At 46.5% G+C, this 24,187-nt stretch carries 22 protein-coding genes and 1 other annotated feature; of the genes, 1 reads left to right on the plus strand and 21 read right to left on the minus strand.

Features of this window, described 5'->3' with window-relative positions:
* Positions 1 to 572: 572 nt before the first annotated feature.
* The 16 genes from hxlB (ARB69_RS07965) to ARB69_RS08040 all read right to left on the minus strand — a co-directional run bounded on the left by hxlB (ARB69_RS07965) (position 573) and on the right by ARB69_RS08040 (position 16,473).
* Positions 573 to 1,133, minus strand: a complete 561-nt coding sequence (gene hxlB, locus ARB69_RS07965; RefSeq protein WP_050641906.1) for a 6-phospho-3-hexuloisomerase — start codon at positions 1,131 to 1,133, stop codon at positions 573 to 575.
* A 1-nt stretch (position 1,134) separates the two neighbouring features.
* A complete protein-coding gene (gene hxlA / locus ARB69_RS07970; protein WP_050641907.1) occupies positions 1,135 to 1,770 on the minus strand; it encodes a 3-hexulose-6-phosphate synthase in 636 nt (211 codons plus the stop codon).
* 96 nt (positions 1,771 to 1,866) lie between these two features.
* Complete coding sequence (locus ARB69_RS07975) at positions 1,867 to 2,352, minus strand: VOC family protein (RefSeq protein ID WP_050641908.1); 486 nt, start codon at positions 2,350 to 2,352, stop codon at positions 1,867 to 1,869.
* A 53-nt stretch (positions 2,353 to 2,405) separates the two neighbouring features.
* The gene (locus tag ARB69_RS07980; protein ID WP_050641909.1) at positions 2,406 to 2,972 is read right to left on the minus strand and encodes an SIS domain-containing protein; all 567 of its coding nucleotides are present in this window, start codon (positions 2,970 to 2,972) and stop codon (positions 2,406 to 2,408) included.
* On the minus strand, positions 2,953 to 3,906 hold the full coding sequence (locus ARB69_RS07985) for a ribokinase (RefSeq protein ID WP_050641910.1): 954 nt from the start codon (positions 3,904 to 3,906) through the stop codon (positions 2,953 to 2,955). Before ARB69_RS07985 ends, ARB69_RS07980 begins: the two co-directional genes overlap by 20 nt.
* Before the next feature lie 94 nt (positions 3,907 to 4,000).
* The gene (locus tag ARB69_RS07990; protein ID WP_050641911.1) at positions 4,001 to 4,963 is read right to left on the minus strand and encodes an ABC transporter permease; all 963 of its coding nucleotides are present in this window, start codon (positions 4,961 to 4,963) and stop codon (positions 4,001 to 4,003) included.
* 1 nt (position 4,964) lies between these two features.
* Positions 4,965 to 5,987: an ABC transporter permease gene (locus ARB69_RS07995; RefSeq protein WP_055152501.1), complete on the minus strand. Its 1,023-nt coding sequence runs from the start codon at positions 5,985 to 5,987 to the stop codon at positions 4,965 to 4,967.
* Between the two features lie 18 nt (positions 5,988 to 6,005).
* On the minus strand, positions 6,006 to 7,499 hold the full coding sequence (locus ARB69_RS08000) for a sugar ABC transporter ATP-binding protein (RefSeq protein ID WP_055152503.1): 1,494 nt from the start codon (positions 7,497 to 7,499) through the stop codon (positions 6,006 to 6,008).
* A gap of 185 nt (positions 7,500 to 7,684) precedes the next feature.
* Positions 7,685 to 8,800: an autoinducer 2 ABC transporter substrate-binding protein gene (locus tag ARB69_RS08005; RefSeq protein WP_055152506.1), complete on the minus strand. Its 1,116-nt coding sequence runs from the start codon at positions 8,798 to 8,800 to the stop codon at positions 7,685 to 7,687.
* Between the two features lie 85 nt (positions 8,801 to 8,885).
* On the minus strand, positions 8,886 to 9,449 hold the full coding sequence (hxlB, locus tag ARB69_RS08010; RefSeq protein WP_070102373.1) for a 6-phospho-3-hexuloisomerase: 564 nt from the start codon (positions 9,447 to 9,449) through the stop codon (positions 8,886 to 8,888).
* Positions 9,450 to 9,463: 14 nt separating this feature from the next.
* Positions 9,464 to 10,480, minus strand: coding sequence for a LacI family DNA-binding transcriptional regulator (locus ARB69_RS08015; protein WP_050641916.1), 1,017 nt, complete (start codon positions 10,478 to 10,480; stop codon positions 9,464 to 9,466).
* Between the two features lie 618 nt (positions 10,481 to 11,098).
* Positions 11,099 to 11,767 (minus strand): ribulose-phosphate 3-epimerase, encoded by a 669-nt coding sequence (locus tag ARB69_RS08020; protein WP_055152510.1) that lies wholly within the window; start codon positions 11,765 to 11,767, stop codon positions 11,099 to 11,101.
* Positions 11,764 to 12,246 carry an RpiB/LacA/LacB family sugar-phosphate isomerase gene (locus tag ARB69_RS08025; RefSeq protein ID WP_242857561.1) on the minus strand — a complete coding sequence of 161 codons (483 nt, stop codon included), beginning with the start codon at positions 12,244 to 12,246 and terminating at the stop codon, positions 11,764 to 11,766. The genes ARB69_RS08020 and ARB69_RS08025 overlap by 4 nt, the downstream gene beginning before the upstream one ends.
* A gap of 298 nt (positions 12,247 to 12,544) precedes the next feature.
* Positions 12,545 to 13,603: a LacI family DNA-binding transcriptional regulator gene (locus ARB69_RS08030; RefSeq protein ID WP_242857562.1), complete on the minus strand. Its 1,059-nt coding sequence runs from the start codon at positions 13,601 to 13,603 to the stop codon at positions 12,545 to 12,547.
* A gap of 159 nt (positions 13,604 to 13,762) precedes the next feature.
* A complete protein-coding gene (locus ARB69_RS08035) occupies positions 13,763 to 14,491 on the minus strand; it encodes a DUF554 domain-containing protein (RefSeq protein WP_050641918.1) in 729 nt (242 codons plus the stop codon).
* Positions 14,488 to 16,473 (minus strand): putative bifunctional diguanylate cyclase/phosphodiesterase, encoded by a 1,986-nt coding sequence (locus ARB69_RS08040; RefSeq protein ID WP_070102368.1) that lies wholly within the window; start codon positions 16,471 to 16,473, stop codon positions 14,488 to 14,490. The genes ARB69_RS08035 and ARB69_RS08040 overlap by 4 nt, the downstream gene beginning before the upstream one ends.
* Positions 16,474 to 16,797: 324 nt before the next feature.
* Between ARB69_RS08040 and ARB69_RS08045 the strand changes: the two genes are divergently transcribed.
* Entirely contained in the window at positions 16,798 to 17,274 is a 477-nt protein-coding gene (locus ARB69_RS08045) for a hypothetical protein (protein ID WP_055152512.1), read from the plus strand.
* A 106-nt stretch (positions 17,275 to 17,380) separates the two neighbouring features.
* On the opposite strand, the gene tuf is transcribed toward ARB69_RS08045, so the two are convergent.
* The 5 genes from tuf to proS all read right to left on the minus strand — a co-directional run bounded on the left by tuf (position 17,381) and on the right by proS (position 23,716).
* Positions 17,381 to 18,574 carry an elongation factor Tu gene (tuf, locus tag ARB69_RS08050; protein WP_025654562.1) on the minus strand — a complete coding sequence of 398 codons (1,194 nt, stop codon included), beginning with the start codon at positions 18,572 to 18,574 and terminating at the stop codon, positions 17,381 to 17,383.
* A gap of 119 nt (positions 18,575 to 18,693) precedes the next feature.
* Positions 18,694 to 20,811 carry an elongation factor G gene (gene fusA / locus ARB69_RS08055; protein ID WP_050641920.1) on the minus strand — a complete coding sequence of 706 codons (2,118 nt, stop codon included), beginning with the start codon at positions 20,809 to 20,811 and terminating at the stop codon, positions 18,694 to 18,696.
* A gap of 16 nt (positions 20,812 to 20,827) precedes the next feature.
* The gene (gene rpsG, locus ARB69_RS08060) at positions 20,828 to 21,298 is read right to left on the minus strand and encodes a 30S ribosomal protein S7 (RefSeq protein WP_025654560.1); all 471 of its coding nucleotides are present in this window, start codon (positions 21,296 to 21,298) and stop codon (positions 20,828 to 20,830) included.
* Between the two features lie 291 nt (positions 21,299 to 21,589).
* On the minus strand, positions 21,590 to 22,009 hold the full coding sequence (rpsL, locus tag ARB69_RS08065) for a 30S ribosomal protein S12 (protein WP_009001705.1): 420 nt from the start codon (positions 22,007 to 22,009) through the stop codon (positions 21,590 to 21,592).
* A 264-nt stretch (positions 22,010 to 22,273) separates the two neighbouring features.
* Positions 22,274 to 23,716: a proline--tRNA ligase gene (proS, locus tag ARB69_RS08070; RefSeq protein WP_025654559.1), complete on the minus strand. Its 1,443-nt coding sequence runs from the start codon at positions 23,714 to 23,716 to the stop codon at positions 22,274 to 22,276.
* A 217-nt stretch (positions 23,717 to 23,933) separates the two neighbouring features.
* Positions 23,934 to 24,142 (minus strand) — a binding site (T-box leader).
* Positions 24,143 to 24,187 lie beyond the last annotated feature (45 nt).

The following is a 24,187-nucleotide window of genomic DNA, read 5'->3' on the forward strand; positions in this document are numbered from 1 at the left end:
GGGGCCTCAAACGGGGGCAGCGTATGGATATAGAATTGGCGGGACTTTTATGTCCCCAGTAGGTGTACATAAGCAAGGGGATACGGTTCCAGTATCAAAATTATTCAATACACATCTTGAAGATAAAAAAATACGCATAGCCAATTCACATCCGCTGCCCTGGTTGGGGATCCCACCCGGTTGGCGAGTTTTCCTGCTCATTGGATGAGCCAGCTTTATGACAGGGAGGCCGGGGAGGTGCTGGGGCTGTATATGCCGTTGCGAAATGCTGGAATGCGCTTAGTGATTCTTGAACAGCCGCTGCCAGATAGGCGGGGAAACACTTGATCTCCGAATCAAGTGTTTGCTGAACCCAGCGCGGGAAATCATCAGATTTCCCGTGATGTGTTCAGCGTACCCGCCTAGCCGGCAGCGGCTGTTCTAGAAACACTTAGCAGCACGGGTGCATATCGCAACGGCATATACAGCCCCAGCGCCTCCCCGGCCTCCCTGTCATGAAGCGTCCCCGTTCGTCGACCAGGCTAAAGCTAGCCGACTAAAACCCGATTTACATATTGTCTGGGATGCAATTCCTATTCCAGATTCGCGTGCAAAGAGAACATCTCTTCCTGGGTCCTTCCCATACGCTCCATCAAAATCATGATTATATTATCACAGATCAGCCATGTTGTCTGCTCGAATGCATTTCCCATAGGCTGTACAGATGTAGTCGAAGTCTCCAGTTCACTTTTCGGTGTCACACCAGGAACCTGGATCACCGCATCCGCCATACTGCCGATAGATGCCTGCGGGAAAATAGTAATTACCGCAACCATTGCTCCCTGTTTCTTCGCCTTATCTGCCATCACCTTCAAGCTGCCGGTTTCCCCTGAGCCGGACACGATAACCAGCAGATCTCCCTTCTGGATCGAAGGTGTAGTAGGTTCACCCACGAAGTAAACGGTAAGCCCAAGGTGCATCAGACGGTTGGAGAATGCCCTTGCCACAAACCCGGAACGGCCTGCGCCTGCAACAAATATGCGGCTACCTTCCTGAATCTTGTCTGCAAACTGTTCCAGCTCCTCCTGCCGGATCTGTTTCGCATTTTCCATCAATTCTTCCAGAATTTTTTTCAAAATCACTGCTTCTGCCATTCTATTCACACTCCTTCATACTGTCTTTAATCGCCTTTGCTGCGCCGGCCGGGTCTGCCGCATGTGCAATCCCGCTTCCCACAATCAGTACCTCAGGCTTTAAAGCCGCATATTCCGGAGTCGTCTCAGGGCTGATGCCGCCGGCAACAGAGATTTTTGCCTTCTCGCAGTGCTTTGCCATGACACGCAGGTCATCAATAGGTTTGCGTCCCGCTGCCTGCTGGTCTGTCCCCACATGCACGGCCATTCCATGTGCCCCCAGTTCCTCCAGCTCACGGATGCGCTTCGGCATATCCGCAACGCAGATCATATCCACCACAATCTCTTTACCATAATGCTCCGCCGCGTCAATGCATCCCTTAATTGTCAGGTTATCTGTTACGCCCAGAACGGTTACATAGTCTGCACCAACTTTCAGGGCTTCTTCTGCCTCGTAATATCCGGCATCCATAATCTTCATATCCGCCAGCACTTCTTTATCGGGAAAGCGCTCCTTAAATATCTGAACCGCGCGCATCCCCTCCTGATAAACAAACGGAGTTCCGATCTCTATGATGTCAATATGCTCCCGCACCTTCTCTGTCAGCTCCAGCGCTTCATCCATTGTCAAATCATCCAGTGCCAATTGTAGTTTCATGCTTTTCTCCTTTTATGAATGGCAACAGTTCAGGCAGCCGTCTGAACTGTTACTATGAATGCTCTTTTACGGTAATAAACTGCTTTGGAACATATACTATTCTGCAGGGTAACGGTAATCCGGTTCTCCGATCGCTCCGCCATTGCCCAGTTCCAGAATAAACCCAAGCTTATCCTCTGAGTCCACATAATAATGGACATCGTTATCAATCCATCCGGTCTGCATGACTTTCATTCCCTTTGCCTCCAGCTCTTCCACATAAGCCTTCAGCTCATCATTATCCGGAATGACCACCTTGAAATGATGCAGGCAGGAACCTTTTCTTTTCAGCGTATCCCAATATACATTCGGCCCTTCGATTGGCTGGATCAGTTCCAGTTCAATGTCCTCATGCCAGCAGACAGCGCAGATAAAGTCAAAACCTTCTGTCTGAAGCTCGCCGTTCACATAGAAATCATGGCATGTGTCCGGACGGAAATGGCGCACATCCCATGGTCCGATCCCAAGAATATCCCAGTAATTCTGCATTGCCTTGTCCACATCTTCCACCAAGATAGCTATCTGTTTAATTAATCCTTTCATTTCCTGTTCCTCCTATTATAATTTTTTACTGTATCCTTCTTGCTTACATTCGGTTATTCCAGATTGGCATGATATTCCCAGAGTCCATCCAGGTCAATCTTTTTATCTTCGATCATCATCATTGCCGTCGTATCGCCAAAGAGCAGCAGAGCCTGCTCAAACAGGGACGTCATGGGCTGTCTGGAATGAATCTCATCTTCCATCTTCGCCCTGCTCTCCACCGGAATCCGCAGAAACAGGTCTGCAACATCCCGTAGACCGCTTGACGGATTACTTCCGATATGGATTACCTTTGCCCCCGCCGCCTTTGCCTTTCTCGCGATTCCAGCGGGAAACAGTGTTTCTCCGCTCCCGGAACCTACCACCAGAACATCCCGGGGGGTAATAGCCGGCTCTGTTATCTCACCTACGATTACGGCCCGTATCCCCAGATGGGCATATCGTTTTGCCATAGCCTCCAATGACAGCAGAACCCTTCCCACACCGACAAAAAATACTTTTTCAGCGCTTTGGATCATCCCGATATAACGGAGCACATCATCGGCATCGATTGCCTCCAGCGCGCATCCACACTCCTCTATGATCACATCATGCATTTCCTTATACTGTTTCTTTTCCATGGGAACCGCCTTCTTTCTCCAAAAATGCTGCCACTTCTGCTTCTTTCGGGATAGATACCTGCGCCCCCATGCGGGATACACAGATTCCCGCAGCCGCATGCGCAAAACGGATGGCGTCCTTCATACTGTCGCCCTTGCACAGGCGGATGGCCAGCGCCGCGCCGAATGTATCTCCTGCAGCAGTGGAATCGACTGCTTTTACTTGAAAGCACGGAATCAGTTCCGCTGCCTTCCCGTCATAGAGTAAAGCACCGCGGGACCCCAGTTTTAGAATCACATACTGGGGGCGCGCCTGATCATACAGCCATTTTGCTGCTTCAACGGCGCGTTCCTCCGTATCGGGATTGATCCCCGTCAGCGCCTCTGTCTCCGCCTCGTTGGGGGATAAGATATAGAGCCCCTGCAGCCGCTCCAGAGGGATACTCATCGCAGGCCCCGCATCCAGGAACACGGGAATGTCCCGCTCTTTTGCCAGTTCATATGTACGATATACGGTCTCCTGAGGCATCTCCAGCTGCATAATTACCATATCGAACTTTTCCGCCTCTAAAGCCGCCTTAACGTCTTCCGCGCATATGCTGCCATTCGCTCCCAGTGCTACATAAGAAACATAGCGCCCGTCAGAATTCAACAGCATCAGCGCAAGTCCTGTCTGCTTCTCTTTGTCAGTTACAATATACTCCGTATGGACTCCGGCTTTTTTCAACTCGTTTTTCAGGGACTCCCCGTTCGTATCTTCGCCGAGCCGTCCCACCATCGTAACATCCGCTCCCTGAAGAGCTGCCGCAATGGCTTGGTTGGACCCCTTTCCGCCTGTAGCATATCCATAATTGCCGCACATAATGGACTCTCCGAATCCCGGTATGGAATTTGCCCCCTCCACGAAAAGATCCATATTCATGCTGCCCACAACTAATATTTTCGGTTTCTCCATAACATCCTCCTGACCGATTCACTTTATTTCCAATCCTTAACTGATAACTGCGGGGCCTCACTGCAATATACATTTGAGGAACCCGCAGAATATATCAGCTGATTTTACTCAGCCTCTGATTTCTTCTCTTGTCAAGGACGAAATTGATAATCAGAACACCAATCAAAGCTATACCCCAGATTAAATCTCTGTAGTAGTTGCTGATGCTTGGGAACATATTCAGATAGGATGACATCATCTGAAGTATGACTACCGCAACGGCGATTCCGGGAATGGTGCCGAAGCCGCCATTCGGATTCACACCGCCCAGCACTGCAATCAGGATACACTGCATCGTGTAACTGCTTCCGAAATCTGCTTTTGCAGAGTTGATTCTTGCAAGACTCAGAAGCCCTGCCACTGCGGATACCAGGCCGGAGAGCATATAGGTACGAATTAATACGGCATTACAGTGGATACCTGCAAATTTGGCCGCTTTTTCATTTGTTCCGACAAGGTATACTCTTGTTCCGAATTTTGTCTTGCTCATAATAAATGTCATGACCACAATCAATATCAAAAATACTACAAAAGAGAGCGGCACATAACCGAACAGCGCTGTAGTCGCAAAGCCGGTATATCCTTCGGGAATACCGCTTACCGTACTGCCGCCGGAGAATATAATCGCAATTCCCATGAACAGCTGGTAGGTTCCCAGCGTAGCCAGCATTGCTGGTATTTTAAGGTAAGATACCAAAAATCCATTGAATGCACCGCAGATCATTCCGACAATCAAAGCAACAAGGATTGCCAATGCAATACTTCCGTTCCCCTGCATCATCAGCCCTGCGATAATACCGCAGAGATTTGCGATATATACGGTAGACAAATCAATTCCTCCGGAAATCATACAGATCCCTACACCAATTGCCATCAGCCCATACTCGGAAAGCTGTTTTGCCATGGTCTGGAAGTTCCCGATCTTGATAAACTCACTTGGCTTTGTAACACAGGCTATCACGATGAAAGCAACAAGTATTATTAATAAACGTTTGATGTTACTGTCCATTTTTTTCATATTATGCCGCCTCCTTCTTTAACCTGGTCTTTACCTTGGCGCCGGCATGGCTCTGAATTGCAGAGATTGCCGTACCTATGATAATAATGGCTCCAATAAATACCTTCTGCCAGTAAACAGAGATTCCAAGAAGAATCAGACTGTTGGATACCATCGTCAGAAGCAGTGTTCCGAGCAGGCATCCCTTCAGGGTTCCGATACCGCCCGTCATTCTCGTGCCGCCCAGAATGATGGCCGCAATAACGATCATCTCACCGCCCGCATACTCCGTCGGCAGATATCTCATGGACATGACTGCATAACAGAGCCCTGCCACTGCAGCTATACCGCCGTTTACTACGAAGATTCCGAAACGGATTCCCTTCACGTTAAATCCGGCTCTCTCTGCGGATACTTCGTCGCCGCCGATTGCATACACACCACGTCCAACAACTGTTTTATTCAGAATCAGGTAGGCAATGACGTAAATAACAATCATAATGACAAATGTCATCGGCAGTGTAGAACCCAGCCCGCTTTTTGCGTTCTTAACTGTTAATAAAGACGCTTTTCCAAATGCTGCAAGATTCGCCGGCAGGTCCATTCTCTCTGCCTCGAAAGCCCCCAGCAGGATTCCGCTGAAAATGGAGCTGGTACCCAGTGTTACAATCAGACTTGGAAATTTATACTTTACAATAATGATTCCGTTGAGCGCTCCCATGATACATCCAAATACAATGCCGATAATAAATGTAATGATCCACGGTGCGCCATCCAGCCCCAGACTATTCGTTACGGTCAGAGCCAGGTAACTGCTCAGAGCCGCAATCAGCGGAAAGGATACATCCGGACCAGTGCTGACAAAAGCCAGCAGCGCACAGATTGCGTAGATAGACGGAACTATCATGGAACGGAGCAGGTCCACAATATTATTGTTCGCAAAAAACAATCCGGATCTAGCCTGTATTACAAGTGACAGAACTACAATGATTAAAAACACATAAAATTCTGTCTGCTTAATCAATCTCTTGAAAAATTTATTCATTTGCACTTCACCCCTTCCCTAGACCGTAGCCTGTGCAAGCGTGCCCGCATTCAGGTCGTCAGCCGACAGATTGCCTGTCACATGTCCCGCCTGCATGACCAGTGCCCTGTCACAGGTTGCAATTACTTCTGACGCGTCATCGGATACAACAATAATTGCCATACCGCTTGCAGCCAGTTCTCTCAGCAGTTTATGGATATCATATTTAGCGCCGATATCCACGCCTACTGTAGGTCCGTTCAGAATTAATACTTTAGGGTGGTTCGCAAGCCATCTGCCGAGTACGACCTTCTGCTGATTTCCTCCTGAGAGGGTCTGAACCGGGAATTCGTGATTCTTGGTGGCAACCCCGATATCCTTCACCCATTTCGCGGATTCTTCCTCAACCTTTTTGCTGCTCAGAATGCCGGCTTTATTAGCCAGCTGGTCCATCTTGCTGACCGTGATATTCCGGATAATCGACTGGGGAAGGAAGAGCCCTTCTGTCAGACGGTCCTCAGGAACAAGGGCAATCCCCAGTTTCTGGGCTGCTGATACACTCTTGATATGCACTTCTTTTCCATCCACCAGCAGCTGTCCGCCTGTTGGCTTGAGCATTCCGAATAATGCCAGAGACAGTTCCGTACGTCCGGATCCCAACTGCCCTGTGACGCCCAGGATCTCTCCCTGATGCAGTTCGAAGCTTACGTTCTCAAATCCGGGAGCGGTAAGGTTTCTTGCTTCCATAACCACATCACCGTACTTGTTTTCATTTACTTCTTTTACAACCTGCGTATCAAAATGACGTCCTGTCATGTAGTAAGCAAACTTTTCCTCTGTCATCTCTTTTGTAGGACAACTGATGACGTTTTCGCCATTTCTGAGGATTGTAATGCTGTCTGAGATCTCAAACACTTCATCCAGCTTATGGGATACAAAGAGGATTGTTACGCCATTCTTTTTCAGATCTGTGATAATCTCAAAGAGCCTGGTTACTTCTTTCTTGGTCAGAGCGGTTGTGGGCTCATCCATGATAATCAGTTTTGCATTATCGAGCAGTGCTCTTGAGATTGCAATCAGCTGTTTATCGGCAACCGGAAGCGTCTCAACCAGCGCGTCCAGATCCACATCGAAATTAATTTTTCGCACTGCTTCTTCTGCAATCCTGCGGAACTCCTTTTTGTTGACCAGTTTCTTCTTATTCGCCAGTACCTGGTTAAATGCCAGATTTTCAATTACTGTCAGATTCGGGAAGATTGAAAAATCCTGGTAGATAACCTGGATTCCGGCCTTGATAGCCTCTGCAGGTGTCATGATCGGAAAGCCTTTTCCATCCACTTCTATAGAACCTGCGTCCGGTTTGTAGAACCCGGAAATGACCTTGATAATGGTAGATTTTCCACATCCATTTTCACCTGCCAGACAATGCGTTTCCCCCCGCTTAATTGTCAGATCCACACCTTTGAGAGCATGGACACCGCCAAATGATTTCTTAATTCCTTTTACACAAAGGATATTTTCACTTCCCATCATGTCACCTTGCCTTTCTGTCCTCACTGGGGTAACGTAAATAATCCACCACTTTTCACTTACGTTACCCCAGTCTGGAAAAAAACCGCACATCCCACACGGATGTAAGATGTGCGATTATTACTGTTTTTCCAAAACTCACTTACCTTCAGCTGCCGTCCGGCAAGTCTGATTTCCATTTATAAAATTTAGAAATCGTAGTCGTTGATGTTGTCTTTTGTAATTGTAAGGTCAGCCTGTCCGATGAGGCATCTGTTGTCGCCTTCAACCAAAGTGATCTTGTTGTATCCGTCGATTCCAAGGTCGGTTCCGTCTCCTACTTCCTCGCCTGCAAGAATCATAGAAGCAACTTTACACATAACGTATCCGGAGTCTTTTGGATCCCACAGTTTGATTGTGGAGATCGTTCCTGATTCTACGTATGGCTTAAATTCGTTCGGTGTACCAACACCAACAACCTTAACGTCCAGTCCGAGTTCCTCTACAGCCTTAGCGATACCTGGGCAGTCTGTAGATGCAACACCTGTGAAGCCTTTCAGATCCGGATTTGCTTTCAGGATTTCTTTTGCTCTTTCATAGGATGTATCAATGGATTCTTCTGATTCTGCTGATGGGATTGCACCGTCATTGATCAGTTCCATTTCCGGATATGCTTCCTGCTGACGTTTGTACTGCGCATTCGCATATTCCATATGAGTTGTAGATGTTGTGTAAGCAACCATCATAGCATATTTGCCTTTTTCGCCCATGTCTTTTGCAAGAGCATCCATGATTGCTGCACCGAAATCGTCCGCTGTAAATGCTTCGGTATCAAATAATGTGTTCTTCTGGTTGGAAGCTTCGTGTGTGATAACTACGATGCCCTGCTCCATAGCGTTCTTCAGGGATGCTTCGATTGCGCCCGGATCGATCGGCACTACGCAAAGTGCGTCAACGCCCTGGTTGATCAAATCGTCAATAACCTGTACCTGAGAAGCTGCATCTGCGTTAGCCGGTCCTTTCTGGATTACGTTGATTCCGGTCTCTTCACCAAATTCGTTAACACCGATTTCCATCCGTTTGAACCAGTTTGCTGTATTATCCTTTGTTACAACTGCGATTGTCCATTCAGACTTGTCTTTGTCAGACTTGTAATTTGCAATATCAAACAAATCAGTACTGCTTCCTTTGTCTTCCGTTGTGGTCTCTTTCGTTTCCTTCTTTGTGTCTGAGGACGTGGTGGTTTTTTCACTGCTGCATGCCACCATTGAGAGTGTCATTGCTGCCGCTGCCATGATTGCGACAAATTTCTTGAGATTTTTCATAACATTTTTCCTCCTTTTTTGAAAAAATTTATGTGATCGCTCCATGCTTTCGCATGGCCCATTACGGGCATTGTTGCTGCAGACATTATTCTACATTCCGGTGTCTGCTGACCATCTCTTCTTTGCTGATTCCCATCTCTTCTCTCAGCATCATAACCAGCACATCATAGAGAATAAAGAGTGCCTGTTCAAAGAGATTTCCCATCAGCTGCTCTGTAGGAACAAAATCCCCGGTGGCTTTATAAGCCGCTGCCGGCACACTTACTGTCAGGTCTGCAATAGATAAGAGATAACCTTCATTTGACGGCGTTATCAACGCCAGTGCGGCGCCGTTGTCTTTCGCCATCTTTGCTATATAATTCTCATGACCCACATTCGCGGAGCCGCATGCACAGATCATCAGGTCTCCCTCTCCGATGGACGGTGTGGTATCATCCCAGATCCAGTAAGACTGCTTGCCAAGATGCATCAGCCTCATGGCAAAGGACCGGGTAGACAGTCCTTCCCTTCCCGCTGCCAGCAGGAATATCCTGTCTGTTTTCTTTATGAGTTCCAGAAGATCTCTTACATTGGAATCATCCATTCTGTCAAATACTTCTGTCAGTTCTTTCATCGCCATAGACGATAATTCTTTAAATCTGTCTCCCATATTAACCTCCATTCTCATAATTCCTGAATCCTTAAGACCGGCGTCAGTATGATCTGCTTCAGCGGCCTCTCGGGATATGCGATCCTGTCATTTAGAAGCCGTATTGCCTGACGGCCCATCTGGCTGGCATCCCGCTCAATATAGTTGAACTTGTTGTGAATCACATCGAATGCCTCAATTCTGTCCAGCCCGATACATGCAATATCTCTTGACAGACGCTCGTCCCTTTCATAGAGTGCTTTCAGAAAGCCGAGGCTGGTTCTGTTGTTACAGGTTAGCACTGCGGTGGGGCGGTCCTCCATAGAAAGCAGCTTTTTGGAAAGCTTATATGCTTTCGTCATCCGGTAATCCCCTTCAAATATGTACCGCTTCTCCAGAGGAATACCTGCATCGTGGATGGCTCTCTCATAACCTTTGTAGCGAACCCTGGCCAATACCCTGTCCATCGTCGCATTCAGAAGGCCGATCTTCGTGTGCCCCGCCCTGATCAAAGCCATCGTGGCCTCATACAGGCCCTTCTCATCATCAAAAAAAACTCCGTCATACTCCTCCAGACTGTCCGTCTGGCGGTCCATAATCACGATTGGGGCGTTCAGATCTTTCAAAAGCTTGTTGATCTCTCTCTGCTGTTCCCTGGTTGTATAATCAACCGCCGGTGTGTAAAGCAGCCCCCTCACTCTGTGCTCCTTCAGCATCAGCAGCGCTTTCTTATCCTTGTCCGCGCTGTCATCTGAATTGCAGCAGATTAAAGTATAATTGTATTTGTCTGCGATCTCCGTGATCCCCCTGAGCATCTCCCCGAAAAACGGGTTATCAACCTCCGGTACTATCACACCGATCGTATTCGAGCTCTGCCTCGACAGGTTCCGGGCCGTAGCCGAAGGAGAAAAATGGCGCTTCTCCATTATCTCCAGAACCCGTTCCTTTGTCTCCGTCTTAACGGAAGCTGATTCATTCAACACCCGCGACACTGTCGCCTTCGAAACGCCCGCCTCTTTTGCAATATCATTGATCGTAAATTCTTTAGGCATATTTCATTTCCCCCGCTGAATGTTTGTAACCGGTTTCAGTAAAATCATTATTGCACACAACCTCCCCCTCGTCAACCCCTCATCACATTTCCCTCATACTTTCGTCGTTTTTAATGTTTTTAGCACCACATTTTTGTATATATTTTACAAAATAATCGACATATTTTTATCTTTCCATTATCCTCCATATTTCGACATCATCCCCCATATTCCCCCAAAAAGAAAGCGGTTTCTGAAAAACAACTCGAAAAATGTCCCTCATTCCTACAATTCTCCCCCGTCACATCCAACTCCATCCGCCGCCCCCGTTCCGCGCTCCCTCCATATGCGGCCACATTTCCGTCATGATGAACCAGCCGCTTGAACCGAATACAGGGCTGGCTAAAAACGTAAAAGGACTGTTAGCTGGAGTTAAGGAAAAGAGACGAAAAACCGGGACAAAACTTGTAATTCCGAATTACAAGTTTTCCTGGGCCCAGCGCGCGAAGCCATCAGGCTTCGGGTGATGTGCCCAGGTTGTCCCGGTTTTTCGTCTCTTTTCCTTTACTCCAGCTTACAGTCCTGTCCCGTTTTAAGCCAGCCCTGTATTCGGTTCAAGCGGCGTCCCCCTTCTGCAAGTCAATCCGCCGCAATAACCCGCCGCATAAGCCGAATCCCCTCCCGCATTCCATCAATCCCATTCATGAAGCTGGAAGATCCGGCCACAAAGATATCCGCATGTTTTTTAGACATTTCCCCTGCCAGTTCATAACTTACGTTTCCATCAACCTCAATCTCTATATGCTTATATCCCCGTTCGTCAAGATAGTTCCTGCAGTCTTCGATCTTCTGGATCGTCTGCGGGATTGCCTTTTGTCCCGCAAACCCCGGATTTACGGTCATAACAAGAAGACCGTCCATGTCATCCAGGACGTACTGGAGTTCCTCCACTCTTGTCGAAGGATTAATCGCAACCATTGGCTTTGCACCTGTGGCCCTGATAGCCTGAAGTGCCTTCTGCAGATGCTGTGTGCTCTCGGCGTGGACAGAGACATACTCCCCCTCCTGGAAATCAAACCACGCAATTTTCCTTTCCGGATTATTTATCATAAGATGTACGTCCAGCGGTATATCTGTTGTCTTTCGGAGCTGCCGTACATAATCCGTCCCCAGCGTATAATTGGGCACATATTCACCATCCATAATGTCAATATGGAGGTATTCTATTTTTTCTTCTTCAAATATTTTCAAATATTCATTCAGTTTGTCGATTTCCACACACATCATGGATGGTGATATCTTCTTCATTGCTGCCCCTCCTCATTTGGATATACCGTTTTTTCAAATTCTACCAGCTGATCATATTCCTTTTCCACAATTCTGGCCATCTCCGGTGTGAGGCCTGACATATGCTCTGCTTCCAGCCAGGCGTTGGCCATCTCGATCCCCATTTCATTGCCTATGATAAAACCGCCCATGCACAATACATTCGTATTATTCACCGCTTTGGCCCTCCTGGCCTGATACAGGCTTTCACACAGGGCCGCATAGACGCCTCTGTGCTTGTTGCATATAATGCTGACTCCCATACCCGTACCGCATATCGCAATGCCCCTGTCGTATTCCCGGCTCTGAACGCCCTGTGCCACCGCGACTGCCGCTTCCTGGAACAGCACGGGAGCCTCCGGATCTATATCTGTAATATCGTAGCCTTTCTTTAGCAAATCTGCTTTGATCGCATTCTTCAGTTCAAAACCTGCCGGATCGGCACCCATAATAATTTTCAAGATGATTCCTCCTGCCATAATCGATATTTTATGTAACCGCTTTATTAATATTAGTTATATATGGCAATAAATGCCCATATTTAAGGTATTAAAAAAATTTTGTACACTCCATTTTGCTGTAACCGGTTACAAGTTGTTATAAATATAACTCCTTTCCACACCATTTGTCAATGAACTGGCTTTTTATTTTCTAATTTCATAAAATCCCACAAAAAAACCATCAGCATACGGCTATGCATCTTATTTTACATTGTGTAATCTGCACAAACCGTCTCTGATGGTTCATTTTTATCTTCTTTTAAAGGCTCTGCTTTACGAATGGGGATTCAATAATAATATGCCGGTAAGCCCTGTCTGGAAATGCAATGCGGTTAATCAGCTGTTCCAGGGCTTTCTGCCCCATCTGATATGCGTCCCGCTCTATGTAATTGTAGGGAATTCCCAGGATATTCAGCATCTCCATCTTATCAAGGGATACGTTCTTGTAGTCTAAAGGTATTGACCTGCCGCTCTCATACACCGCCTCCAGAAATCCCTTTGTAGTATCATTATTGCAGGTAATTACTGCCGTCGGCTGAACCGGAAGCTTCATCATCTCTTTTGTCATCATATAGGCGCTCTGTATGCTATAATCCCCGAGCATAATATATTCCTCCGGTATGGTCAGTCCGGCCTCTTCCACTGCCCTCTCGAATCCACTCTGCCGCTGCCTGCCCAGCACCCTTTCCTGCGTCCCGTTAATGATTGCAATCCTTGTATGCCCCGCCTCAATCACTTCACGTGTTGCTTCGTACATCGCCGCGCTGTCATCAAAAAACACGCCGTCTACCGGCAGATCTATGTTCCTGTCGGCAATAACCACCGGTGCATCCAGAGTACGCAGGTAGCGGTTCAGTACTTTTCTCTCGTTCTTTTCCTCATAGGAAACTGCCGGTACGTAGATCAACCCCCGTACTCTGTGTCCGGCCAGAATCTCCAATGTCTGCAGATCTTTTTTCTTACTGTCATCCGAATTAAAGCACATGATGGTCAGTTCATTTTTATCGGCAACGTGTATCATACCGCGAAGCATTTCGCCAAAAAACATATTGTCCACCTGCGGCAGTATTACTCCGATTGTACTGGATTTCCTGTTCGACAGATTTCTCGCCGTCACCGAAGGACGGTAATTTTTCTCCTCCATCACCCGCTGGACTGTTTTCCTCGTTTTCTCATCAACTACGTCCGGATGATTCAGTACACGTGACACAGTTGCTTTAGATACACCTGCACATCGGGCTATATCGTTGATTGTTACATTTGGCATCTCTCTAGACCTCGGTTTCATTGGTATCATAATAATTTCGTTTGCTTTCATTATAACTCATCTTTTCCGGGGTTACAATAATAGAGCCCTATAAAATCCAGTGTTTTCCATGCTTTTTCCATAAGAGCCGAAAAAGCATATGGACCCCCGGCCGGTATATACACCTGCCAGAAGTCCATATCTTTATCTGATACCAACATTGGTATAAATTTAATGTAGAAATGTAAGAAAGTTATATACGATAGGCACCAATATTGCCGGGAGCATGTTCCCCACCTTGATCATCTTCTTAAACGCCAGATTCACACCGACACAGAATATAAGGACGGAACCTATGCAGGACAGATTCGAAATCAGTGTCTCGTTCATGTAGCCCGATATCAACGAAGCCCCCAGGGTAATTCCTCCCTGATAGACCCCCAGAGGAATCGCAGCAAACATCACCCCAATTCCCAATGTGGATGCGAATACCATCACAATCACAAAATCCAGAAGCGATTTGGCCAGGAGCATCGTATAGTCGCCTGTCAGTCCATCCTGTATAGAGCCTACGATTGCCATTGCTCCGATACAAATCACCAGTGTAGCCGTAACGAATCCGTTCACAAACTGGGTATCTTTCTTAGCATTTACAAGGGCTTTCAAGGTATCTCCCAGATGTTCCATATGCAGTTCTATATTCAGTGCTTCTCCCAGAAGGCTTCCAAGTACCAGAGAAAATACAAGAAGCATGGTATTCTGCGTCTCCAGCGCCCCTTGCGGGGTAATCTTGAGCAGCCCGGTAAGTGCCCCGCCTATTCCAATAAAAATAGTTGCAATACCGCATGCCTGCATCAGGATATCCTGAAAGCGCTGCCTTAATCCGTTTTTAATCAGTAAACCAATCCCGCTGCCTGCAATTACAGCTGCAACATTGACAATTGTTCCTAACCCCTTCATGCAAATTCTCCATTATCCTGGTAATACACTCCCTGATCTGCGCTGATTTGTCCGCACGCTTTTCCCTCGTGCAGCAATCCGTCCTCTACCGCGTTATCCTGAGCAGTTCTTTTTGCCGCCTCTGTCTCACCGCTGTTCTTCTCAAAAAGCAGGCTTTCGTAGTCTTGTTCCGGCATCGGCCTGTAGAAGACATATCCCTGTATCATATCACAGCCAATGCCGCGCAGTACTTCCGCCTGTTCCTCCGTCTCGATTCCCTCAGCCACTGTTACCACTCCAAACTGCTTCACCAGCTTAATAATCCCCTCTACAAGGAGCCTGTCCTTTTCTTTAGACGTGATATTCGGGAAAAAAGCAGCATCTATTTTCAGGACGTCAACATTCAGATTCTGCACCGTACTAAGTGAAGAATATCCTTTTCCAAAATCATCGATGGAACTGGAGAACCCGGCGCTGTGAAGATCCTCAACGATCTTGCTCAGCTCATCCCAGTTATCAAACAGAATGGTCTCCGTAAACTCGATCTCCAGAAGACTGGGGGGGATGTTATACTTATCCCGTATCTCTGTGTAGATGCTGACAAAATCGCTGTTATAGAACTGGAGGCGGGATACATTAACTGAGACCGGAAGCGCTTGCAGTCCATCATCCAGCAGATGCCTCAGCCACCTGCAGACTTCCTCAAAAATATATCTGTCCAGAAGAGGTATTGTGTAATTTTTTTCAAAGACAGGGATAAAATCACTTGGTGGAATGACTGTGCCATCCGCCTTCTGCCAGCGTGCCAGCGCCTCTGAACAGACAATCTGGTTTGTCTTCAGATCCACTTTTGGCTGATAGTAGACTTTAAATTCTTTATTCTCAAGCGCACTGCCCATACAGCTTTCAATATCTTTTTCGTGAAACAACTGCCGGCGAATACTCTCGTTATAAAAGCGGTATCTGTCAAACTTGCCCGTCTTGACAGCCTTTCTGGCAAAATTTGCCCGGTCCATCAGGCCTTCTATTTTCAGGCTCTCTATTACATCCTCAAGACAGCAGAGCCCGCAGCAGACAGATAAGATATGTCTGTTTCCGGAATTACGCATATAATCTGTAATCTTTTTATCCGCCTCCTTTTGACGGTTCAGGACATCTTTTTTCGTTTCATAGTGTCTTAAGATCACAAAGTTATCGGCATTGACCCGCCCGACTACCTCTTTTTCATCCAGGTCTTGTTCCAGTATGCCGCCATATTCTTTCAGTATACGGTCTCCCCATTCATAGCCGAATACATCATTTATATACTTAAAATCTGCAAAATCCACATAAAAGACAGCGTATTTCAACCCGCTGTTCTCATCCAGAAGCTCCTGTGCAGCATTTTTAAATTTATCCACTGTATAAACATTCGTCAGGATATCCCGTCCTGCTTTATCCTCCAGGCTTTTATTCACATACTCCAGATTCAGCATCTTTCTGAGGCTGGACCAGAAAATCAGAAGCCAGATAAGTACAATACAGATAATCAGCACAACCGTCATCCGAAGAAGGTTCGCCGTACGGTGTTTCGAATATGCCTCCGCTGCAAACACCGTTTCGTTCGCCTGATTAAAATAAACCTCACTGTTTTCAAGCAGAACTTTTCCATCCGTATACCCGCCCCGGTAATTATAGATATCTTCTTTCAGGCCTGCCCATTTAGTTTCCAGTTCCCCCAGGGATGCCCTGTATTCTTTATCGTCAGGAAGGATCAGACCATATTTGCCTTCGCCCGCACTCAGATTGTCCATAATGTCGTCCAGATATGTAATCAAACTATCGCTGGGCCGATTGTTCATTTCCAGCTTCACGAGGCGCTGGGTAGCGCCTCGGACAATACCGACATAGTTAATTAACTGCCCATAAGACTGCGTACTATAAACCGAACGTAACACAAACACAATTAGAAGATCCATGGCAAGAAAAAAACCAAGAAGAGCATACTTCCATTTTGCTTTCATTCCATTTGCCCTGTGCCTTTGTAACCCAGGCCCCCCCTGTACAAAAACGCTCCCTTTCCCACATACTTAATAAATCCTTTATAGATAAGTATAACATGCACAGGTTAATATTACCACACTAAATGAGCCATTAAAACAGGCGTATTTTCCGTCTTCGCTAACACTTTGTCACAGGACAGTCACAAATTTCATCACCTGTCCGCCCACCGCCGTATCAACGTCTGCTCTGTCCGTTCCCCATACATTCACTTGGACTGCAGCCGACAAATATGATTTGCAACAAGAAAATTTCTGCATATACTAATAAAAAAGGAATTTTTATTTATGGCTAATACAATTTATACTCCAATCACCGGTATGATTCGAAACATTACACCATTTTCCGGAGAATGCTGCTCCCAGCTCATCAGTCTGATGACAGATAATGGTCCTGTTAACTTTGTATCCTCTCCCGATACTTACATTGTGAACAATACTTTTTTACTGCCAGGCATGCGTGTCACTGCATTCTTTGATCCAAATCAGCCTGTACCGCTCATCTACCCTCCGCAGTACAGAGCGGCTGTTATCAGTCTTACAATGCGCAATGAACAGATTGCTTATGGGTTCTTCGACCGGAATCTGCTGGCGGCTGATCAGTCACTGCAGTTAAATCTCGGTCCTTCAACGAATGTTGTAACGGGGAATGGACAGCGTTTTAACTGTACCATCGGCGGACGAAACCTGATTGTGTTCTATAGCAATACTACACGGAGTATTCCGCCTCAGACTACACCGAGAAAAATCATTGTTATGTGTTGATCTATCGGTTGTAGAATTGATTTGCATTTTAACAAAAAAACCGCAACCCTTGAATACTCAAGGATTGCGGTATTTTTATTATAATTCAGTGCTATGAAATCAATGATTAATCAAGAATCTTAGCAACTTTTCCTGATCCAACTGTACGTCCACCTTCACGGATAGCGAATCCAAGACCCTCTTCCATAGCTACCGGGTGAATCAGTTCGATTGTCATCTCTACGTTATCTCCAGGCATGCACATCTCAACTCCGTCCGGCAGATCGCAAACACCTGTTACGTCTGTTGTTCTGAAGTAGAACTGTGGTCTGTAGTTGTTGAAGAATGGTGTATGACGTCCACCTTCATCTTTTGTCAGAACGTATACCTGAGCTGTGAATTTCTTGTGGCACTGTACTGTACCTGGTTTGATCAGAACCTGTCCTCTTTCGATTTCAGTTCTCTGAACACCACGAAGCAGAGCACCGATGTTATCTCCAGCCTGAGCCTCATCAAGCAGTTTACGGAACATCTCGATACCTGTTACAACAGTTTTCTTGATGTCTTCGTGGATACCGATGATCTCAACTTCATCAGATACATGAAGTGTACCACGCTCTACTCTACCTGTAGCAACTGTACCACGTCCTGTGATAGAGAATACGTCCTCTACAGGCATCAGGAATGGCTTGTCTGTATCACGCTGCGGATCTGGAACCCAGCTGTCAACTGCGTCCATAAGTTCCATGATCTTGTCTCCCCATTCTCCTGAAGGATCTTCAAGAGCTTTCAGAGCTGATCCCTGGATGATCGGTGTGTCATCTCCCGGGAACTCATACTCGTCAAGAAGTTCACGGATTTCCATCTCTACTAATTCAAGAAGCTCTTCATCGTCTACCATATCGCATTTGTTCATGAATACTACGATATAAGGTACACCTACCTGACGGGACAGAAGGATATGCTCTTTTGTCTGAGCCATAACACCGTCAGTAGCAGCTACTACAAGAATAGCTCCGTCCATCTGAGCAGCACCTGTGATCATGTTCTTTACATAGTCAGCATGTCCTGGGCAGTCAACGTGTGCATAGTGACGTTTGTCTGTCTCATACTCAACGTGAGCTGTAGAGATCGTGATACCACGTTCTCTTTCCTCTGGAGCTTTATCAATGTTTTCGAAATCAACTGCTGCGTTACCAGCAACTCTCTGAGAAAGTGTCTTTGTAATAGCAGCTGTTAATGTTGTTTTACCATGGTCAACGTGTCCGATGGTACCAATATTAGCATGTGGTTTTGTTCTTTCAAATTTAGCTTTTGCCATTTTGAATAATCCTCCTTAATATATAGCCCATTTTCGGGCATTTTATTGGTTTTCGCTTTTACTCGGCTAATTCTGATTATATTTCAAAAGGCCGGGTTTTTCAAGCCTTTTTCTGATATTTAGGCATTTTTATTGGATAACACTTTTTCCTGTACAGACTTCGGTACCGGCTCGTAGCTCTCGAAGAACATGGAGTAGTTTCCGCGTCCCTGTGTCCTGGAACGGAGGTCTGTGGAATAGCCAAACATCTCGGACAATGGCACAAATGCGCGGACAATTTTACCGCCGCCCAGATCATCCATACCTTCAATACGTCCACGGCGTGAGTTGATATCACCGATGATATCTCCCATATATTCTTCTGGCATTGTGACTTCTACTTTCATGATTGGCTCAAGAAGTACGGGTGATGATTTTCTCATGGCATCTTTGAATGCGAGAGAGCCGGCAATGTGGAATGCCATTTCACTTGAATCGACTTCATGGTAAGAACCGTCATATACAGTCGCATGAACACCAACAACTGGGAATCCTCCGAGGATACCGGACTTCATAGCTTCTTCGATACCCTGGCCTACAGCCGGAATATATTCTTTCGGAATCGATCCGCCGACTACGCTGGAGTCGAACTTGTAAATCTCTTCTCCATTGACATCCATTGGTTCAAATTTAACTTTACAGTGTCCGTACTGTCCACGTCCACCTGACTGTTTTGCATACTTGCTGTCTACGTCTACAGGTTTTGTGAAGGACTCTTTGTAAGCAACCTGCGGTGCACCTACGTTAGCCTCTACCTTAAATTCACGCAGAAGTCTGTCTACGATGATCTCCAGATGAAGCTCACCCATACCTGCGATGATTGTCTGTCCTGTCTCTTTATCTGTGTGTGCACGGAATGTCGGGTCTTCCTCTGCAAGTTTTGCAAGGGATTCTCCAAGCTTGCCCTGAGAAGCCTTTGTCTTTGGCTCAATTGCGAGCTCGATAACCGGCTCTGGGAATTCCATGGACTCCAGGATAACCGGATGCTGTTCGTTACAGATTGTATCACCTGTTGTTGTGAACTTGAATCCGATAGCAGCAGCGATGTCTCCTGCATATACTTTATCCAGTTCTGCTCTCTTATTGGCATGCATCTGAAGGATACGTCCAACACGTTCTTTTTTGCCTTTTGTTGCGTTCAGCACGTAAGAACCGGAGTTTATGGAACCGGAGTATACTCTGAAGTAAGCAAGCTTACCTACAAACGGGTCTGTCATAATCTTAAATGCCAGTGCTGAGAATGGTTCTTCATCAGATGAATGTCTCACCACGTTGTTTCCGTCCGCATCCACACCTTCGATTGGCGGGATATCTGTCGGAGCCGGCATATATTCGATCACTGCATCCAATAACTTCTGGACACCTTTGTTTCTGTACGCTGTACCGCAGCATACCGGAACAGCTGTACACTCGCAGGTTCCCTTTCTCAGGGCAGCCTTCAGTGCTTCAACAGAAGGTTCTTCACCCTCCAGGTATTCCAGCATCAGATCGTCGTCTAATTCGCAGATCTTCTCGACTAATTCTGTACGATACAGTTCTGCGTCGTCTTTCATATCATCCGGAATCTCTACTACAGAAATATCTTCGCCTTTATCATCATTATAGATATAAGCCTGCATCTCCATTAAGTCGATGATTCCTTTGAATTCGTCTTCTTTGCCGATTGGCAGCTGAAGACAAATTGCATTTTTACCAAGTCTGTTCTTGATCTGCTCTACAGCATTGTAGAAATCAGCTCCCAGAATGTCCATCTTATTGATGAACGCCATTCTCGGTACGTTGTATGTGTCTGCCTGACGCCATACGTTTTCTGACTGGGGCTCAACACCGCCCTTAGCACAGAATACACCTACGGCACCATCCAGCACACGAAGTGAACGTTCAACTTCTACGGTAAAGTCAACGTGTCCCGGTGTATCGATAATATTAATTCGATGTTCTAGGGCACCCGGCTTTGGCTGCGTCTTTTCTTCCAAAGTCCAGTGACATGTTGTAGCAGCTGAAGTAATTGTGATACCTCTCTCCTGTTCCTGCTCCATCCAGTCCATGGTCGCAGTACCCTCGTGAGTATCACCTATCTTATAGTTTACACCAGTATAATACAGGATACGCTCAGTCAATGTTGTCTTACCAGCATCGATATGAGCCATGATCCCTATATTCCTGGTCCTTTCTAGTGGATATTCTCTTCCAGCCAAGATTTTTTCCTCCTAATTAAAAACGGTAGTGAGCAAATGCTTTATTTGCCTCTGCCATCTTATGCATATCTTCTTTCTTCTTCACTGATGAACCAGTGTTATTGGCTGCATCCAGAATTTCATTTGCAAGCCTTTCTTCCATTGTCTTCTCACCTCTGTTGCGAGAATAGGTTGTTAACCAGCGAAGTGCAAGAGCCTGTCTTCTGTCTGCTCTTACTTCGATCGGCACCTGATAAGTTGCACCACCGATACGTCTTGCCTTTACTTCGAGAACTGGCATGATATTATTCATTGCTTCCTCGAAAACCTCGATAGCCGGCTTATCAGCCTTTGCCTCAACTCTCTCAAACGCTCCGTATACAATCTTCTGTGCTACACCCTTCTTACCATCTAACATAATGTTGTTGATAAGTTTGGTAACAACCTTATTGTTGTATATTGGATCCGCTAATACATCTCTTTTTTGAGTATGTCCTTTACGTGGCACGGTCCTTCCCTCCTTAATCATTATTTCCGGTCTCTGCCGGGATTAATTCATCGGTACTCACATGTGTCTTTCTATGGAAATCGCGCTTCATGTGCTCGTGGCCGCGGGACCTATCTATAAAAGTCAGCGCTTCATCTTTTGAATGATAATAAGCGCCTGCATAAATCCGCAACCTTTGCTTATTGAACTGCTAATGTTCAATAAGATTCGATAATCATAGTTCTGTTTGTGATACGATTTAACTGTTTAGTTACATAATCTGCTAATTAGACAAACCTTTAAAAGCCGCTTTTATTTTGCGTCTTTTGGTCTCTTAGCGCCGTATTTAGAACGAGCCTGTCTTCTCTTAGCAACACCTGCTGTATCAAGTGTACCTCTTACGATATGGTATCTTGTACCTGGCAGGTCCTTAACTCTTCCTCCACGGATCAGAACAACGCTATGCTCCTGCAGGTTGTGTCCTTCACCTGGGATATAGCTTGTTACTTCGATTCCATTAGAGAGACGAACTCTGGCGATTTTTCTCAGAGCTGAGTTAGGCTTCTTTGGTGTAGCTGTCTTAACAGCTGTACATACACCCCTCTTCTGTGGTGCAGATACATTCGTAGCACGTTTCTGCAGAGAGTTGTATCCTTTCTGAAGTGCCGGTGCTGTAGATTTCTTTTCAGAAGTCTGACGTCCTTTTCTAACTAACTGGTTAAATGTTGGCATTCTTTTTCACCTCCTATGATTCTTTCGTTTCCTTCTCACTTATGTGGAAAGGGGTTGCAGATAATCGTAATTATCTTGATTTACGCGCCAAAAAATAATGCCTTTTTATGCACGCTAAATTAGTTTATTACGTTTTTGCGGGAAAGTCAAGGGATTTTCGATGATTTTTACGGAACTTTTTTGTTTCTTGATGTTCAAAGGGGTCAGCCCCCTCTGCAAAAGGGTCGGCCCCCTTTGCAGAAGGGACTGGCCCCTCCTAACAGTTTAGTACGCTTTTCCCCAGTAGACCATATGCTTCGCCGGTTTTCCGCAGCAGATGCACACGTCTGAGAGATGTTCTTCGTCATCCGGGATACATCTGGAAGATGCACCGCCTGTCTGGGTTTTGATTTCGTCTTCACAAGCCTCGTCGCCACACCACATTGCTTTGATAAATCCACGGTTGCCCTGGAATTTTTCGTTCATTTCTTCCATCGTTACCGCACTGTCTATATGAGCATCCAGAAATGCTTTTGCCCTGTCAAACATATCTTTCTGGATTGTTTCCAGAATGTCGCCCAGTTTTGTGGTGATCTCATCCATGGATACGACGATCTTTTCTCTCGTATCGCGCCGGACTACTACAACCTGATTGTTTTCAATGTCTTTTGGACCGATTTCTATTCTGGTCGGGATGCCGAGCATCTCCTGCTCACTGAATTTCCACCCGGGACTCTTCTCCGAATCATCGATCTTCGCCTTATAGCCCGCATCCTTCAGGGCGCCAAGCAACTCGTTCGCCTTCTCGAGAACGCCTTCTTTGTGCTGGGCAATCGGAATCACTCTCGTCTGGACAGGTGCAATTCTCGGCGGCAGCACCAGGCCGCTGTCATCGCCGTGCACCATGATAATGGCGCCGATGATTCTGGTGGACAGCCCCCAGGATGTCTCATATACACTGTGCAGCTCGTTATTCTTATCCGCATATTTGATGTCAAATGCATCCGGAAATGCATTTCCGAAGAAATGGCTTGTTGCGGACTGCAGTGCCTTTCCATCGTGCATCAGCGCCTCCACGGTGTATGTGTCCTGCGCCCCGGCAAACTTTTCACTTTCTGTTTTCCGCCCGGAAATCAGGGGAATTGCCAGGTCATCCTGAATAAAGTCTCTGTATACATCACGCATGGTCAGTGTCCGCTGCTCCGCCTCTTCGTATGTTGCATGGATCGTATGTCCTTCCTGCCACAAGAATTCTCTGGAACGCAGGAACGGTCTCGTGGTCTTTTCCCAGCGCAATACGGAACACCACTGATTCCATACTTTCGGCAGATCCCGGTAAGACTGCACTGTTCTGCTCCACAAATCACAGAACATGGTCTCTGATGTAGGCCTGATGCAGAATCTTTCCTGCAGTCTCTCCAGGCCTCCGTGGGTCACCCATGCTACTTCAGGAGCAAATCCTTCAATATGGTCCGATTCTTTCTGAAGCAGTGCCTCCGGGATCAGAACAGGAAGATAGACATTCTCTACTCCGGTCTCTTTAAACCGCCGGTCGAGGCCGCTCTGGATATTCTCCCAGATTGCATACCCATTGGGCAGATAATTCAGGCATCCCTTTACTCCCGAATAGTCGCACAGCTTTGCCTCACGGACTACATCTGTATACCATTGTGCAAAATCCTCGTCTCTTGATGTGATTGATTCAACCAGTTTCTTTTCCTTAGCCATAATATGTCTCCTTTTCCATTCTCCAGGGCCCCTGCCCCGTATTTCATGTGTTGGAAAGTCGTGCTGTCCCGGTGTTTTTGTATACTCAGGTATCCCTGGTATGCCGGTTATACATTATTCTGCAGCTTGCTGCAGATCCGCCCGCAGGGCATGAGTTACGGGATGCCCTTTGGGTATACTTAAATATACAAAAACGCCGGGACCTTCTTCCCCTCCAAAAAGGGACCGAAAGTCTCGGCGGTACCACCCTAATTAACTGCATCCCCTGACGCAGCTCACTCAAACACCGTTAACGCCGGTTCTACGCCGTGCTTTCACACAGCAGCTCCCGGGCCGGTTCTATACATTCTCCGCAAAGGCCTCACACCTAACGGCCTCCTCTCTGTATCGTTTCCTGCATATACTATTCCCGTTCATCGCCTGTAGTAACTGTGATTCTACTCGAAAACCCTCTCTTTGTCAAGGGATTCT

It is taken from the genome of Faecalicatena contorta (genome assembly GCF_001404335.1).
GTDB lineage: Bacteria > Bacillota > Clostridia > Lachnospirales > Lachnospiraceae > Faecalicatena > Faecalicatena contortus_B.

Excerpts from the sequence above, each read along its gene's own strand:
- ARB69_RS07995 (WP_055152501.1), bottom strand. The coding sequence starts at position 5,987 with ATGAATAAATTTTTCAAGAGATTGATTAAGCAGACAGAATTTTATGTG.
- ARB69_RS08030 (WP_242857562.1), bottom strand. The coding sequence starts at position 13,603 with ATGAAAGCAAACGAAATTATTATGATACCAATGAAACCGAGGTCTAGA.
- ARB69_RS07980 (WP_050641909.1), bottom strand. The coding sequence starts at position 2,972 with ATGGAAAAGAAACAGTATAAGGAAATGCATGATGTGATCATAGAGGAG.
- hxlB (WP_050641906.1), bottom strand. The coding sequence starts at position 1,133 with ATGGCAGAAGCAGTGATTTTGAAAAAAATTCTGGAAGAATTGATGGAA.
- ARB69_RS08015 (WP_050641916.1), bottom strand. The coding sequence starts at position 10,480 with ATGCCTAAAGAATTTACGATCAATGATATTGCAAAAGAGGCGGGCGTT.
- ARB69_RS08040 (WP_070102368.1), bottom strand. The coding sequence starts at position 16,473 with ATGAAAGCAAAATGGAAGTATGCTCTTCTTGGTTTTTTTCTTGCCATG.
- hxlB (WP_070102373.1), bottom strand. The coding sequence starts at position 9,449 with ATGGGAGACAGATTTAAAGAATTATCGTCTATGGCGATGAAAGAACTG.
- ARB69_RS07975 (WP_050641908.1), bottom strand. The coding sequence starts at position 2,352 with ATGAAAGGATTAATTAAACAGATAGCTATCTTGGTGGAAGATGTGGAC.
- ARB69_RS08000 (WP_055152503.1), bottom strand. The coding sequence starts at position 7,499 with ATGATGGGAAGTGAAAATATCCTTTGTGTAAAAGGAATTAAGAAATCA.
- ARB69_RS07985 (WP_050641910.1), bottom strand. The coding sequence starts at position 3,906 with ATGGAGAAACCGAAAATATTAGTTGTGGGCAGCATGAATATGGATCTT.
- tuf (WP_025654562.1), bottom strand. The coding sequence starts at position 18,574 with ATGGCAAAAGCTAAATTTGAAAGAACAAAACCACATGCTAATATTGGT.
- rpsL (WP_009001705.1), bottom strand. The coding sequence starts at position 22,009 with ATGCCAACATTTAACCAGTTAGTTAGAAAAGGACGTCAGACTTCTGAA.
- ARB69_RS08020 (WP_055152510.1), bottom strand. The coding sequence starts at position 11,767 with ATGAAGAAGATATCACCATCCATGATGTGTGTGGAAATCGACAAACTG.
- ARB69_RS08005 (WP_055152506.1), bottom strand. The coding sequence starts at position 8,800 with ATGAAAAATCTCAAGAAATTTGTCGCAATCATGGCAGCGGCAGCAATG.
- proS (WP_025654559.1), bottom strand. The coding sequence starts at position 23,716 with ATGGCTAAGGAAAAGAAACTGGTTGAATCAATCACATCAAGAGACGAG.
- ARB69_RS08045 (WP_055152512.1), top strand. The coding sequence starts at position 16,798 with ATGGCTAATACAATTTATACTCCAATCACCGGTATGATTCGAAACATT.
- hxlA (WP_050641907.1), bottom strand. The coding sequence starts at position 1,770 with ATGAAACTACAATTGGCACTGGATGATTTGACAATGGATGAAGCGCTG.
- ARB69_RS07990 (WP_050641911.1), bottom strand. The coding sequence starts at position 4,963 with ATGAAAAAAATGGACAGTAACATCAAACGTTTATTAATAATACTTGTT.
- ARB69_RS08035 (WP_050641918.1), bottom strand. The coding sequence starts at position 14,491 with ATGAAGGGGTTAGGAACAATTGTCAATGTTGCAGCTGTAATTGCAGGC.